Source organism: Nonomuraea sp. NPDC005650 (genome assembly GCF_040605375.1).
Lineage (GTDB): Bacteria > Actinomycetota > Actinomycetes > Streptosporangiales > Streptosporangiaceae > Nonomuraea.
The window spans coordinates 226,760-240,371 of record NZ_JBEXCR010000014.1 but is presented as its reverse complement, the minus strand read 5'-3'; the positions used below and the strand labels follow the sequence as shown (position 1 = coordinate 240,371).

12 protein-coding genes are annotated in these 13,612 nt (G+C 71.6%); 5 read left to right on the top strand and 7 right to left on the bottom strand.

Annotated elements, in window-relative coordinates:
• Positions 1–3 precede the first annotated feature (3 nt).
• Positions 4–1,953, top strand: a complete 1,950-nt coding sequence (locus ABZS69_RS25235; RefSeq protein ID WP_355376777.1) for an NPCBM/NEW2 domain-containing protein — start codon at positions 4–6, stop codon at positions 1,951–1,953.
• A 104-nt stretch (positions 1,954–2,057) separates the two neighbouring features.
• Positions 2,058–3,647 (top strand): beta-N-acetylhexosaminidase, encoded by a 1,590-nt coding sequence (locus ABZS69_RS25230; RefSeq protein ID WP_355376889.1) that lies wholly within the window; start codon positions 2,058–2,060, stop codon positions 3,645–3,647.
• A gap of 7 nt (positions 3,648–3,654) precedes the next feature.
• Here ABZS69_RS25230 and ABZS69_RS25225 read toward each other — a convergent pair whose 3' ends face one another.
• Positions 3,655–4,158, bottom strand: a complete 504-nt coding sequence (locus tag ABZS69_RS25225; RefSeq protein ID WP_355376775.1) for a DUF2087 domain-containing protein — start codon at positions 4,156–4,158, stop codon at positions 3,655–3,657.
• Between the two features lie 8 nt (positions 4,159–4,166).
• Here ABZS69_RS25225 and ABZS69_RS25220 point away from each other — a divergent pair, with 8 nt between their 5' ends.
• The gene (locus ABZS69_RS25220; protein WP_355376773.1) at positions 4,167–4,730 is read left to right on the top strand and encodes a hypothetical protein; all 564 of its coding nucleotides are present in this window, start codon (positions 4,167–4,169) and stop codon (positions 4,728–4,730) included.
• Between the two features lie 183 nt (positions 4,731–4,913).
• Here ABZS69_RS25220 and ABZS69_RS25215 read toward each other — a convergent pair whose 3' ends face one another.
• From ABZS69_RS25215 to ABZS69_RS25205, 3 genes are read right to left on the bottom strand one after another with little or no spacing between them, the layout of a single operon-like run.
• Complete coding sequence (locus tag ABZS69_RS25215; RefSeq protein ID WP_355376887.1) at positions 4,914–7,421, bottom strand: DUF3516 domain-containing protein; 2,508 nt, start codon at positions 7,419–7,421, stop codon at positions 4,914–4,916.
• A gap of 41 nt (positions 7,422–7,462) precedes the next feature.
• Positions 7,463–7,960, bottom strand: coding sequence for an N-acetyltransferase family protein (locus tag ABZS69_RS25210; RefSeq protein ID WP_355376771.1), 498 nt, complete (start codon positions 7,958–7,960; stop codon positions 7,463–7,465).
• Between the two features lie 58 nt (positions 7,961–8,018).
• The gene (locus tag ABZS69_RS25205) at positions 8,019–9,284 is read right to left on the bottom strand and encodes an acyltransferase (protein ID WP_355376770.1); all 1,266 of its coding nucleotides are present in this window, start codon (positions 9,282–9,284) and stop codon (positions 8,019–8,021) included.
• Positions 9,285–9,469: 185 nt separating this feature from the next.
• On the opposite strand from ABZS69_RS25205, the gene ABZS69_RS25200 reads away from it, so the two are divergent.
• Entirely contained in the window at positions 9,470–10,717 is a 1,248-nt protein-coding gene (locus tag ABZS69_RS25200; RefSeq protein WP_355376769.1) for a sensor domain-containing protein, read from the top strand.
• Positions 10,708–11,355, top strand: coding sequence for a response regulator transcription factor (locus ABZS69_RS25195; protein ID WP_355376767.1), 648 nt, complete (start codon positions 10,708–10,710; stop codon positions 11,353–11,355). The genes ABZS69_RS25200 and ABZS69_RS25195 overlap by 10 nt, the downstream gene beginning before the upstream one ends.
• Before the next feature lie 97 nt (positions 11,356–11,452).
• On the opposite strand, the gene mihF is transcribed toward ABZS69_RS25195, so the two are convergent.
• The 3 genes from mihF to ABZS69_RS25180 all read right to left on the bottom strand — a co-directional run bounded on the left by mihF (position 11,453) and on the right by ABZS69_RS25180 (position 13,602).
• Positions 11,453–11,758, bottom strand: coding sequence for an integration host factor, actinobacterial type (gene mihF / locus ABZS69_RS25190; RefSeq protein ID WP_355376765.1), 306 nt, complete (start codon positions 11,756–11,758; stop codon positions 11,453–11,455).
• A gap of 103 nt (positions 11,759–11,861) precedes the next feature.
• Entirely contained in the window at positions 11,862–12,266 is a 405-nt protein-coding gene (locus ABZS69_RS25185; RefSeq protein WP_355376763.1) for a heme-binding protein, read from the bottom strand.
• Positions 12,267–12,384: 118 nt separating this feature from the next.
• On the bottom strand, positions 12,385–13,602 hold the full coding sequence (locus ABZS69_RS25180; RefSeq protein WP_355376761.1) for an ROK family protein: 1,218 nt from the start codon (positions 13,600–13,602) through the stop codon (positions 12,385–12,387).
• Between the last annotated feature and the right edge of the window lie 10 nt (positions 13,603–13,612).

Sequence of the window (13,612 nt, the reverse complement as noted above, 5' to 3'; positions counted from 1 at the left end):
CCCATGCGCATCCTCACGGCCGCCGCCGCGGCGGCCCTCCTCGCCGCGCCCTTCGTGCCCTTAGCCGGCGCCGCCGAAGCGGCGGCCGGCCCGCCGATGGGCTGGAGCAGCCGCTCGCTCGGCTGCTCGGTCTCGGAGTCGTCGGTACGCAAGGCCGCCGACGCCCTCGTGCCCCTCGTCCCGCTCGGCTACCGGTACGTCATCGTCGACGACTGCTGGCTGGCCACGCAGCGCTCGGGCGGAGCCCTGGCCCCGGACGCCACCCGCTTCCCCGGCGGCGTCAATGCCCTCGCCGACTACGTCCACGGCAAGGGAATGAAGCTGGGGCTCAGCCTGTCGGCGGGCACCAAGGCGTGCTCCGGCGGCGGCCCAGGCTCGTACAAGAGCGAGGCCGCCGACGCCGAGCAGCTCAAGGGCTGGGGCGTCGACTACGTCAAGTACGACTGGTGCAACATCCCCGCCGCCGACTTCCCCGGCCAGAACGTCCAGCAGATCGCCCAGGCCCTCTACCCGCGCATGCGCCAGGCCCTCGGCCCGGACGTCGTGTTCGCCATGAACAACGAGGACGGCAGCACCGTGCCGTGGCTCTGGGGCAAGGGCGCGGGCGCCACCACCTGGCGGACGAACGTCTACAACCGTCCCATCCCCGACACCTACGCCACGATGGTGGACATCTGGGAGACCAACCAGCTCAGGGCCGAGTACGCGGGCCCGGGCAGTTGGGCCGACCCCGACCTGATCCAGGCCGGGCGCGGCGGGATGACCGAGACCGAGTACCGCGCCCAGTTCACCCTCTGGGCCGTCGGCGCCGCGCCGCTGATCCTGCAGGCCGACCCGGCCGCCGCGCCGCCCTCGGTCGTGGCCAACCCCAAGGTCGTCGCCGTGAACCAGGACCCGCTGGGCGTCCACGGCACGTTCGTCAAGAGCGACGGCTGGTACCACGTGCTGTCCAAGCCGCTGGCCGGCGGCGATCGGGCCGTCGCGCTGTTCAACGAGAGCGACCGGGCGGCCACCGTCTCGACGTCACTCGGCGGGTCCCGTTACCGGGTCGAGGAGCTGTGGAGCGGCGCGGTCGCCTCGTCCAAGGGCGACCTCTCGGCCCAGGTCCCGGCGCACGCGGCCCTGCTCTACCGGGTGAGCGAGAGCCGCGAGCAGGCGCCGCCGCTGGTGACGTTCGAGGCCGACCCGCCCAGGTTCCTCGGCGACGACCGGCCGTCGGTGCTGGAGCCGGGCAAACCCGGCGAGATCATCACCCGGGTCACGAACACCGGGGCCACCGCCGGGCTGCGCGACGTCGAGGTCGCGGCCCGCGTACCGGACGGGTGGCAGGCCGCCGCGCGCACGCCCACCAGGGCGCGGCGGCTCGACGGCGGCGAGACGCTCACCGTGAAGTGGGCCGTCACCCCGCCCGCCGGCGCGACGCCGGGGAACTACGAGCTCACCTTCACCCAGGGCACCCAGGGCACGGGTCAGACCGCCGTGGCCGTCGTGACGGTCGCCACGGCGCCGGGCCCGGGGCGGACCTCTCTCAGCGACGTGGCCTGGACCAGCGCCAAGAACTACTTCGGCCCGGTCGAGAAGGACACCAGCAACGGTGACAAGGCGGCCGGCGACGGCAGGCCGATCACCATCGAGGGCGTCACGTACGCCAAGGGCCTCGGCGCCCACGCGCCCGCCGAGATCGAGTACTACCTCGCCGGGCGCTGCTCGACCGTCGAGTTCCAGGCCGGGATCGACGACGAGGTCGGCGCGGCGGGCTCGGCCGACTTCGAGGTCTGGGCCGACGGGGGCCGGGTCGCCCACTCGGGCGTGCTCACCGGCTCCATGCCCGCCCGCAAGGTCACCGCGTCCGTCGAGGGCGCCAGATATGTCCGGCTGGTCGCGACCAACGGAGGCGACAACGCGACCTCCGACCACGCCGACTTCGCCGACGCCGCCATCACCTGCAACTAATAGGAAATCTGCCACGAACGGCCGCTACGGTCGCAACCGGGCAGCACGGCGGGGCGGCCATTGGATGTGCAGGTTTCCTATTAGGAAAGGACATACCGTTGTTGATCGTTCCCAAGCCCGTCATGCACGAGCCCAGGCCAGAGGTGTTCGTCCTCGACCGCGAGACCTCGCTCGCCGCCGACCCGGCGCTCGGCGAGGTGGCCGCCTGGCTGCGCGGTGAGCTCGCCCCCGTGACCGGTGGCGAGCTGCTGCCGGGGGGCTCGGGAACGATCACCCTGGCGCTCGGCGACCTGCCGCCTGAGGCGTACCGGCTGACCGTCGGCTCGACGGTGGAGATCGTCGCGGGCGGGCCCGCCGGGGCCTTCTACGGGGCGCAGACGTTCCGGCAGCTCCTGCCGCCCGCCGCCTTCAGGAAGGCCGGGGACGGCCCCTTCGAGGTGCCCGGCGCGTACGTCGAGGACGCGCCGAGGTTCGGCTGGCGCGGCGGCCTCCTCGACGTCGCCCGGCACTTCATGGTCAAGCGGGACGTGCTCCGCTTCATCGACCTGCTGGCCCTGCACAAGCTGAACGTGCTGCACCTGCACCTCACCGACGACCAGGGCTGGCGGGTCGAGATCCGCCGCCACCCAAGGCTGACCGAGGCCGGCGCGTGGCGCAAGGAGAGCCAGACCGGCTGGAACGGCCCCATGGACGGCCGCCCGCACGGCGGCTACTACACCCAGGACGACATCAGGGAGATCGTCGCCTACGCCGCCGCCCGGCACGTGACGGTGGTCCCCGAGATCGACCTGCCCGGCCACACCCAGGCCGCCATCGCCGCCTACCCGGAGCTGGGCAACCTGGACACGCCCCTGGAGGTGCGCACGAGCTGGGGCGTCGGCGACAACGTGCTCAACGTCGAGGACGGCACGATCAAGTTCTTCCAGGACGTGCTGGACGAGGTGCTGGAGCTGTTCCCCAGCCCGTACATCGTGCTGGGCGGCGACGAGTGCCGCAAGGACCAGTGGAAGGCCAGCCCCGCGGCGCAGCGGCGCATCGCCGAGCTGGGGCTGCGGGACGAGGAGGAGCTGCAGAGCTGGTTCATCCACCAGTTCGACGCCTACCTGACGGCGCGCGGCCGCCGGCTCGTCGGCTGGGACGAGATCCTGGAGGGCGGCCTCGCGCCGGGCGCGGTGGTCGCGTCGTGGCGCGGCGAGCTGGGCGCGGTGGCCGCCGCCCGGCGCGGCCACGACGTGGTCAACTGCTCGAACACCAGCCTCTACCTCGACTACCGGCAGGGGCCGGGGGAGGAGGAGCCGGTCCCGTTCGGGACGGTGCTGACGCTGGAGGACGTCTACGCCTTCGAGCCCGTGCCCGCCGACCTGCGCGGCGAGCCGGCGGCCGACCGCGTGCTGGGCGCGCAGTGCTGCCTGTGGACGGAGCTGATCGACTCCGCCCGGCACGCGGACTACATGGCCTTCCCCCGGCTCTCGGCCTTCTCCGAGACGGTGTGGAGCCCGCCCGAGCGCGACCTGGCCGACTTCCGCCGGCGGCTGGCCGCGCACCTGCCCCGGCTGGAGGCGATCGGCGTGGAGTATCGGCACGCCGAGGGGCCGCTGCCCTGGCAGACCCGGCCCGGCGTGCCGGGGCGGCCGGAGGACCCGGAGCGCTGGCAGGCCAAGCTGGACGCCTGGACCAGCAACCTGCGCCGTTAGACCTCCACTAGACCTCTACGTGCCCGCCGCTGCGCCAGTAGACGTTGCCCTCCCTGGACAGCAGGTCCTCGTCCACCAGGTAGCGGCGCAGCGCCGCGTAGTCGTCGTGGAAGGCGCGCAGCGTCACGTTCACGTCCTTCTCCGGGTAGCGCACGCCCGGCTCGAACAGCGTGGCGATGTAGCGCAGCACCACGAGCCGCTTGTCGCGGCGCATGCCCATGGTCGTCAGCCGCCCGTCCACGAGGAACGTGCGCAGCACCCGCTCGTCGGCGCTCAGCGCCTCCGCCGGCTCGGCCCGCGCCCGCAGCAGCTCCCTGAACCGCTCGGGCGCGGCCCGCCACTTGCCGCTCTCGTCACACACCGCCAGGCCGCCGCCGGCCAGCTTGCGCAGCGTCTTGGGGGACAGGCCGTCGGCCTCGCCCAGCACCAGCGAGGCGAAGGTCCGTAACGTGTCGTCCTGGGAGAGCAGGCCGAGCACGCGCCTGAGGTCTTCGTCGTTCACCCCTACCATTTTGTCGTATGATCCCAGCGCTCTTAGTCGCGGCCGCGCTCGCCATCCCGAACAACTTCCTGCTGTACGAGAAGGCCGCGGCCACGAAGGACGACAACCCCGAGACGAGCTGGACGGCCAGCGGCAAGAAGACCGCCCCCCTGGTCGTGAACCCGTGCCAGAAGGCCACGCTCGCCCGGTCCGGCCGCGCCCAGGCCAGGACGCTCACCTATACCGCGGTGCCCGACTACGCCAAGTCCGAGCAGGTGATCCTCTACGTCTCGGCCGAGGCCGCGGGCAAGGCCCTGCGCGATCTGGGCGCCGCCGCACGCGCCTGCTCGCGGTCCGGCTACCGCTTCTCCGCCGCCGCCGTGGCCCTCGGCGACGAGGGGCTGAAGATCACCGGCCAGGCATATCAGGGTAAGAAGGCCGCCGTCGGCGGCGAGCGGGCCGTCGTGACCCGCCGCGGGAACGCCCTGATCCTTTACACCGTGGCAGGCGAGTGGGGCAAGCCCGCCACAGCCGACTTCAAGCAGCAGACCAAGGACACCAAGCGCATGCTCGCCAAGGTCTGCACCATTGCCGACTGCTGATCGTGGGAAATGTCTCGATCTTGGGACATTGTCATGACACGACTCCGACGTTTCACCGAGGACACTTAACTCCGACAGGCGTGTGCCGGGGCGCCCTTGCCAGTCCGTTCCGGCACACGGCTTGTCATTTTCTGGGGCTGCATTGGGCTTCGGGGGCAGCCCCAGCGCAGCTTCCCGGTTGCTTCAGAGCCGGTTGAGGCCGGTCACGTGCAGGACCGCGCGCCCCTCCTCGTCGGAGGCGGCCAGATCCACCTGGGCGTCGATGCCCCAGTCGCCGTCGCCGGCCGGATCCTTGATCGTCTGCCGGACCTTCCAGAGCCCGCTCTCCTCCTCGATCCGCAGCAGCGCGGGCCCGCGCGCGTCGGCGTCGGTGAAGATCTCCTCGTGGTCGGCGTAGTACGCGTCCAGCGCCGCGCCCCAGTCGACGTCGGGAGCCAGCTCCTCTAGCTCCTCCTCCTTCTCGATGGCGCACAGCTCGACCAGCCGGAACATCGCGTTGCGCACCAGCACGCGGAAGGCCCGAGGGTTGGCCGTGACCGGGCGAACCTTGGTCTCCAGCTGGTCCTTCTGCTCCAGCGCCTCGGCCGGGTTGGTGAGGTTCTCCCACTCGTCGATCAGCGAGGAGTCGACCTGGCGGACCAGCTCGCCGAGCCACTCGATCAGATCGACCAGATCCTCGGTCTTGAGGTGCTCGGGCACCGTGCGCGACAGCGTCCGGTAGGCGTCGGCCAGATAGCGCAGGACCGTGCCCTCGGACCTGGTCAGCTCGTAGAACTGGATGTAGTCGCCGAACGTCATCGCCCGCTCGAACATGTCGCGGATGACGGACTTGGGGCTGACCGTGTAGTCGCCCACCCACGGATGCCCGCGCCGGTAGGTCTCGTAGGCCCCGAGCAGCAGGTCCTCCAGCGGCATCGGGTACATGACCTCGGCCAGCTGCTCCATGCGCTCTTCGTACTCGATGCCGTCGGCCTTCATCTCCGCGACCGCCTCGCCGCGCGCCTTCTTCAGCTGCGCCGACAGGATCTGCCGCGGGTCGTCGAGGATGGACTCGACGATCGAGACGATGTCGAGCGCGTACGACGGCGACTCGCGGTCGAGCAGGTCGAAGGCGGCCAGCGCGAACGTGGACAGCGCCTGGTTGAGCGCGAAGTCCTCCTGCAGCTCGATCGTCAGCCTGGCCCGCCTGCCCTGCTCGTCGGGCTCGGCGAACTGCTCGACGATGCCGCCCGCCAGCAGCGACCGGTAGATCGCGATGGCCTGGCTGATGTGCCGCCGCTGCCACTTGCGGTCCTCGTGGTTGTCGGTCAGCAGGTGCTTCATCGCCTGGAAGCAGTCGCCGGGCCGGTTGATGACCGCGAGCAGCATCGCGTTGCTGACCTTGAACCGGGAGTTGAGCGGCTCCGGCTCGGCCTCCTGGAGCTTCTGGAAGGTGTCCTCGCTCCAGCCCACGAACCCCTCCGGCGGCTTCTTGCGCGCGTAGCCGCGCCGCCGCTTGGGGTCGTCGCCGATCTTGGCCAGGGCCTTGGCGTTCTCGATGTCGTGCTCGGGGGCCTGGCAGGCGACGTAGCCGATGGTGTCGAACCCGGCCCGGCCCGCGCGGCCCGCGATCTGGTGGAACTCCCGGGCGCGCAGCCGCCGCACCTTGTTGCCGTCGTACTTGGACAGTGCGGTGAACAGCACCGTCCTGATCGGCACGTTGACGCCGACGCCGAGGGTGTCGGTGCCGCAGATGACCTTCAGCAGCCCCGACTGGGCCAGCCGCTCCACCAGCCGCCGGTATTTCGGCAGCATCCCGGCGTGGTGCACGCCGATGCCGTGGCGCACCAGCCGCGACAGCGCCCGCCCGAACCGCGTCGTGAACCGGAAGCCCCCGATCATCGCGGCGATGGCCTCCTTCTCGGCCTTCGTCGCCATGTTGATGGACATCAGGGCCTGTGCCCGCTCCATCGCCGCCGCCTGCGTGAAGTGCACGACGTAGACCGGCGCCTGCCCGGTCTTGAGCATCTCCTCCAGCGTCTCGTGCAGGGGAGTCATCCGGTAGGAGTAGACCAGCGGAACCGGGCGCTCGGCGTGCTTGACCACGGACGTCGGCCGGCCGGTACGCCTGGTCAGGTCACGCTCGAACATCGACACGTCACCGAGCGTGGCCGACATGAGGATGAACTGCACGTCGGGCAGCTCCAGGATCGGCACCTGCCACGCCCACCCGCGGTCGGGCTCGGCGTAGAAGTGGAACTCGTCCATGACGACCTGGCCGATGTCGGCCCCGGCGCCGTCGCGCAGCGCCACGTTCGCGAGGATCTCGGCCGTGCAGCAGATGATCGGCGCGCCCGGGTTGACGCTGGCGTCGCCGGTCATCATGCCGACGTTCTCGGTGCCGAAGACGGCGCACAGGTCGAAGAACTTCTCCGACACCAGCGCCTTGATCGGCGCGGTGTAGAAGGTGCGCTGGTCGCGCGTCAGCGCCGCGAAGTGGGCGCCCGCGGCGACCAGCGACTTGCCCGAGCCGGTCGGCGTCGCCAGGATCAGGTTGCTGCCGGAGACGACCTCGATGAGCGCCTCCTCCTGGGCGGGATAGAGGGTGAGCCCCCGCTCCGCGTTCCACTGGACGAACGCGTCGAAGATGGCGTCGGGGTCGGCGTCGATGTCTTCGGGCAGGCGGTCAACGAGTAGGCTCACGCCCTCTATCCTGCCTAAGTTTGCCGGGTGGTCGAACCGGTAAGGGCCCCTTATCGCAAGTCGAGCTGAAGCAGCACGGTGTCGATCCAGCGTTCGTGCTTGAATCCCACCGCCCGCAGCCGCCCGGCCTCCTCGAACCCGAACGCCTTGTGCAGCCTGGTCGAGGCCGGGTCGCCCGAGTCGGCGATCACCGCGACCAGCTGGCGGGCGGGGGTCTCGCCGGTCTTCTTGATCAGCTCGCCGAGCAGCAGCTTTCCGATGCCCCGTCCGGTGAAGCCGGGCGCCAGGTAGATCGTGTCCTCGACCGTGTGCCGGTAGGCGGGCTTGGGGCGGTACTGGGAGACGTAGGCGTATCCGGCGATCGCGCCGTCCACCTCCGCCACCAGGAACGGCAGCCCCGCGCCCGCGATGCCGTCCGCCTTGGCCCGCCACTGGTCCGGCCCGAGCGGCGTCTCGTCGAACGTGGCCACGCTGCCGGTCACGTAGTGGGCGTAGATGTCGGCGACGGCGGGGAGATCGGCCTCGGCAAGGGCTCGGACAATCGTCATGGGTCACATTCTCCGCAACCGCGTGTGACAGCGGTGTTTCGCGATCCTCACCCGCGCCTCACACCCGCGCCCGCGGGACCGTCAGCAGCAGCCCGCCGAGCAGCGCGAGCACCGCGAGGAACGGCCCGCCGCCGGGCGCGAACCCGCCCACCGTGAGCGTCAGCACCCCGCCGCCGATCAGCGCGACCGAGGCGAGCGTGCCGCCCCATCCACCCTTCCCGTACGGCAGCGCGGGCGGCGTCTCGAACCGGTGGAACCCCTTCAGCAGCGGCCACATCACCAGGCACAGCAGCCCGAACCAGAGCGGCCACCCGGCGAGCCAGAACGCGCTGCCCGGCCGCGGCGTGTCGATCCCCAGCAGCACCACCACGACGCCGGTCACCGCGAACAGGGCCGGCATGTGCCAGAGGTAGACGGTCATGATCCTGGGGCCGGCCCAGGCCAGCAGGCGGCCGGTACGCAGCCGCAGCAGCCACGGCCGCAGCAGGGTGACCAGGCCGATCTGGCCGACCCCGACGGCCAGCATGGCGAGGGTGGGCGGGGCCATGTTCGACACCGCCGCGCCCGGCAGGCCGATCATGCTGCCCGGGTAGGGGCCGTACGCCACCAGCAGGGCCGCGACCCCGTAGCCGCCGATCGCCAGCGCCCACGGCCGCGGCAGCCGGCCCTCGGCGTAGAAGAAGCCGAGCTGGTGCACCGCCAGCCAGACGAACACGATGTTCAGGTAGCCCAGCGCCTCGAAACCGGTCGAGAAACGCGCCACGTCCGTCAGCAGCGCCCCGGCCGCGAGCGCCGCGGGGACGCGCAGGCCGTACCTCTCGTGCAGGCGCAGCGCGTACGGGGTGGCCGTGACGGCGATCAGGTAGACGGCCAGGAACCACAGGAGCTGCCCGGTCAGCCGCGCGCCCGTCTCCAGCGGCTGCGGCGGCACCCCCAGCGAGAGCAGCACATGGGGGAGCGGGATCCACACCGCCGCCAGCGGCAGCAGCGGCCAGGCCAGCCGGCGCAGCCTCGTGGCCAGCCACCGCTGCGCGCCCTTGTCCGCCCGGGCGAAACTGATCGCGTTCGCCGCGCCGCCCGCGAAGAACACCAGCGGCATGACCTGGCTGATCCACGTCACCACCCACACGCCGGGCGTCGACAGCGCGTTCCCCGTGGTCAGCCGGCCGCCGTCGTAGGTCAGCACCGGGATCGTCCAGTGCTGGAACACGATGAGCGCCATGCCGAAGACGCGCAGCAGATCGATGAACGGGTCCCGCACCGCCGTACGGGCGCCTGCCGTGCGGGGTGGCGCGGCGGTGGGGCGGTCCAGCAGGACGGTCATGGGGGAGCCTCGATTCGCTCAGAACTGATGGCTCAAGGCTCCCGTCGGGGGGTGCCCGCGCACATTGCCGCTCGCCACCGTCTTGTGGTCGAGATCCCGTGACCCTCCGGGGTAGGGCTGGCCCTACCCCCAGACACCCGTACACCCGCTCGTGCCGCGCGACGCCAGGCCATACCGTGAAGGACATGCGCTCCCGGATCAGGCGTGTCCTCCTGGACACCCGTTACACGCTCGTCGGCTTCCCCACGGCCGTCATCGGCTTCGTGATCATGATCGCCGGCTTCGCGGCCGGCGTGGGCACGGCGGTCGTGTGGGTGGGCGTGCCGCTGCTGGCCGGCAATCTGATGGCCGCGCGGGGCTTCGCCGACGCGGAGCGCGGCTGGCTGTCCGACGTGCTCGATCGCCCGCCCGTACGGCCCCGCTACAAGCCCGCGCCGCCCGGGGCGGGCCGGTTCCGCCGGATCGTCAACCCGCTGACCAGCGGGCAGTCCTGGCTCGACCTGCTGCACGGCATCCTCAACCTGCCGTTCGCCATCCTGTCGTTCGTGCTCACGGTGGTGTTCTGGGCGCTCCCCCTGGTGGGCCTGACCTATCCGCTGTACGGCATCGTCACCTCGCGGATCCCGGGAAACGTGGAGCTGCCCGAGCTGCTCGGCCTGGGCGACGGCTACGGCGTCAACTCGATCTTCTACGTCAGCCTCGGCCTGGTCTTCCTGGTGTTCCTGCCGTTCGCCGTGCGCGGCGCCGCGCTGCTGCGCGCCGGGCTCGGCCGGGCGCTGCTGACCGGCGTGGCCGAGCTGCAGGAGCGCATCGACGACCTGGCCGAGGGCCGCGCCGCCGCCGTCTCCGCCGAGGCCAACGCGCTGCGCAAGCTGGAGCGCGACATCCACGACGGGCCGCAGCAGCGGCTGGTCTCGCTGGCCATGGAGCTGTCCAGGGCGCAGCGGCAGCTGGCCAAGGACCCCGACGCGGCGCAGGCCACGATCAAGTCGGCCATCTCCGCCACCCGCGAGACGCTCGACGAGCTGCGCGCGCTGTCGCGCGGCATCGCCCCGCCCATCCTGTCCGACCGCGGCCTCGCGCCCGCGCTGGCCGCCCTGGCCGGGCGCTGCACGGTCCCCGTCGACCTCGACGTGCAGACCGTCGAGCGCTACCAGGCCGCGGTGGAGAACGCCCTCTACTTCGTCTGCGCCGAGACCCTCACCAACGTCGCCAAACACAGCCGCGCCACCAGCTGCGCGATCCAGCTGACCCGCATCGGCGACGTCCTCATGCTAACGATCGGGGATGATGGGGTCGGCGGCGCACACGTCGCCAAGGGACACGGTCTCGCCGGGCTGGCCGACCGGCTCCGCGCCATCGACGGGGAGCTGAGCGTGCAGTCGCCGGACGGCGGGCCGACAGTGATCGTGGCGGAGGTGCCGTGCGGGTAGTCGTGGCCGATGACGCGGTTCTGATCAGGGAGGGCCTGGTCAGGTTGCTGGAGGAGTTCGGCTGCGAGGTGGTCGCGACCGTCGGTGACGGCGACGCCCTCGTGCGCGCGATCGCCGAGCACAAGCCGGACGTGTCGGTGGTCGACGTGCGCATGCCGCCGTCGTTCACCGACGAGGGGCTGAGGGCGGCCGTCGAGGCGCGGCGCAGGGTGCCAGGGGCGCCCGTGCTGATCCTCTCGCAGTACGTCGAGGTCTCCTACGCCGACGATCTGCTCGCCGACGCCAGGGGCGCGGTGGGCTACCTGCTGAAGGACCGGGTCGTCGACGTGGACGAGTTCCTGGAGGGCCTGCGGCGAGTGGCCGCGGGCGGCACGGTGTTCGATCCGCAGGTGGTGTCCCAGTTGATGGTACGCAGACGTAAGGACGATCCGCTGGCGCAGCTGACGCCGCGGGAGCGCGAGGTGCTCGGGCTGATGGCGGAGGGGAAGTCCAACCCGGCCATCGGACGGCAGCTCGTGATCAGTGACGGAGCCGTGGAGAAACACATCAGGAGCATCTTCAACAAGCTCGGCCTCTACGCGGAGGACAGCGACCAGCATCGCCGGGTGCTCGCCGTCCTGACCTACCTGCGCTCCTGACCGTCCCCGCCGTCTTGTCCGGTCGCTGTCTTGCTTGGTTGAGGGGTGGTGGCCGGTCCGCGCGGCGTCGCGCGCGGACCTGGCCGCTCGGGGGGATTTAGCCGAGCGCGTCGACCAGCTTCTTACGCTGCTGGGCGCCCAGGCCGCCGAGGCGGCGCTTCTCGTCGACGCCCGCCTCCTCCATCAGCGCGGTGGCCTTGGCCGGACCGACGCCCTTGACGGCGCGCAGGGCCTGCGACACCTTGATCTTCTTCGCGATGTCGTCGTCGCGCTCGAGCAGCTGAGCGAACGTCACCTCGCCGGCCTTGACCTTGGCCAGCAGAGCGGTGCGGGCCGCACGCGCCTCGGCGGCCTTGGCCAGAGCCGCCTGACGCTGCTCGGGGGTGAGAGTGGGAAGTGCCATCTCTGTTCTCTCCTCGGGGAGTTTTACGTTCGGGCTTCTGTAACCCGTGGTGCAGTGGCTAATCATGGCGGATACCAGCGGTTCGTGTTGCGAAAAGCGCCGCTCAACGTGTCCGCCAGACCTCCGCGGCGGCTTCCGCGCACACCACGTCCTGCGTGACCGTGCCTCCGCTGACCCCTATGCCGCCGACCACGCGCGCGCCCCCGCCGTAGTCCGCCCAGAGCGGGATGCCGCCTCCGACGCAGACGAAACCATCCCTGGGCAGGCCATACAGGTCGCCTCCCGGAGCGGTCCGCACGGCCAGCTCGGCGGTGGGTCTGCGCAGGGCCACAGAGGTGTACGCCTTGCCCTGCGCGAGACCCGGCCCGGCGACCTCCGCACCCTCCATACGCTGGAAAGACACCAGATGTCCGCCCTCGTCGACGACCGCCACGGAGATCACCGCGCCTTCGCGGATCGCCCATCTGACGGCGGCCTCGGTCATGCGGAGTGCGAGCTCGAGATTCACGCGGGCTTCCCCCGGATCGCTCGGGTCGTGACGGGTTTCCCCCTCATGCGTACAGCCCCTTGGCCGGGCACTGCAAGATCGCTAACATGGCTCGGAAGGGGTGCGGGCCGGAGCGGCTTCACCCCTTCAGCGTGGAATTCATCACATTCTGCCGCTCGGGCGTGTCGCTACCCTGGTCAGGCCGGTTTTCCCGCCACATTTCGACACACTCCGGCGTGAGGAAGCCGTCGAACACCGATTCCATCGCGCCCACCAACGCACCCCGCCAGCCCAGCGCCGAGCCCTCGATCCGGGGCGGACGGTCGCGGCGGATGGCCATGAGGCCGGGCTCGCAGGCCGCCAGGAGCGCCTTCCCGGCGCGCTCGCGCAGCTCCACGCCGTGGCCGGAGAGGGTCACGACCTCGGGGTCGTGGGCGTTCACGAGCGCCGCGATGCCGCGTCCGAGCGACCTGGCGGTGGCCGTGACCGCCTCCTCGCTGGTGGCCAGCACCCGCTCGGCCTGCTCCCGCCCTCTGCCGCCGCCGTGGGCGAGGCCGACGTGGCGGAGCAGGGCGTTCGCGCCGACGTCCATGCTCCAGCAGCCCACCGCGCCGCACGGGCAGGGCCGGTCGCCGCCGGTCAGCGGCATGTGGCCGAACTCGGCCCCCGCGCCGCTCGCCCCGCCCAGCGGCCGCCCGTCCACGACGAGGACGCCGCCGAGGTCGAAGTCCACGTGCAGGTGCAGGCCCACCTGAACGCCCTGCAGCCGCCCCCTGCGCGCCTCGGCCAGCGCCGCGAAGGCGGTGTCGTTGCCCACGACGGGCGCCGGGACGTCCGGGCCGAGCAGGCGCGGGACGTCGACGGACCGCCAGCCCAGGTGGGCGATGTCCACCAGGCCGCCGTGCCGGACGGGTCCGGCGAAGGCCACCCCGAGCCCCACCACCCGGTGCCCGAGGCGGCGCCGGTGCGCGGCGACGGCCTCGCCCAGGGGCCGTAGGACGCCCTCGGGGGTGCCGTCGTGCGGGCGCAGGTCAAGCGTCTCGGTCCGGCCGCCGAGCTCGCAGGCCGCCAGCTCCCAGGCGTCCTCCCGTACGTCCACGGCCAGGGCGAGCGGGCCGCGCGGATGCGGGCCCGGCACCTGCGTCGGGCGTCCCCGCGCGTGCTCCCTGGCGGGTTCCTCGTGCAGCAGCTCGTCCTCCGCCAGCCCGGCCACCAGCACCGACGCCGTCCCCCGCGCGAGGCGAAGGTCGCGGGTCAGCTGCGACCTGGTGCGGGTCGCCCCGCAGTCGTGTACGGCACGCAGCAGCCGGACCCGGTTGTGCGCGCGAAGCTCGCCACTCGTCGTAGCACCGATCACGGACCACAGT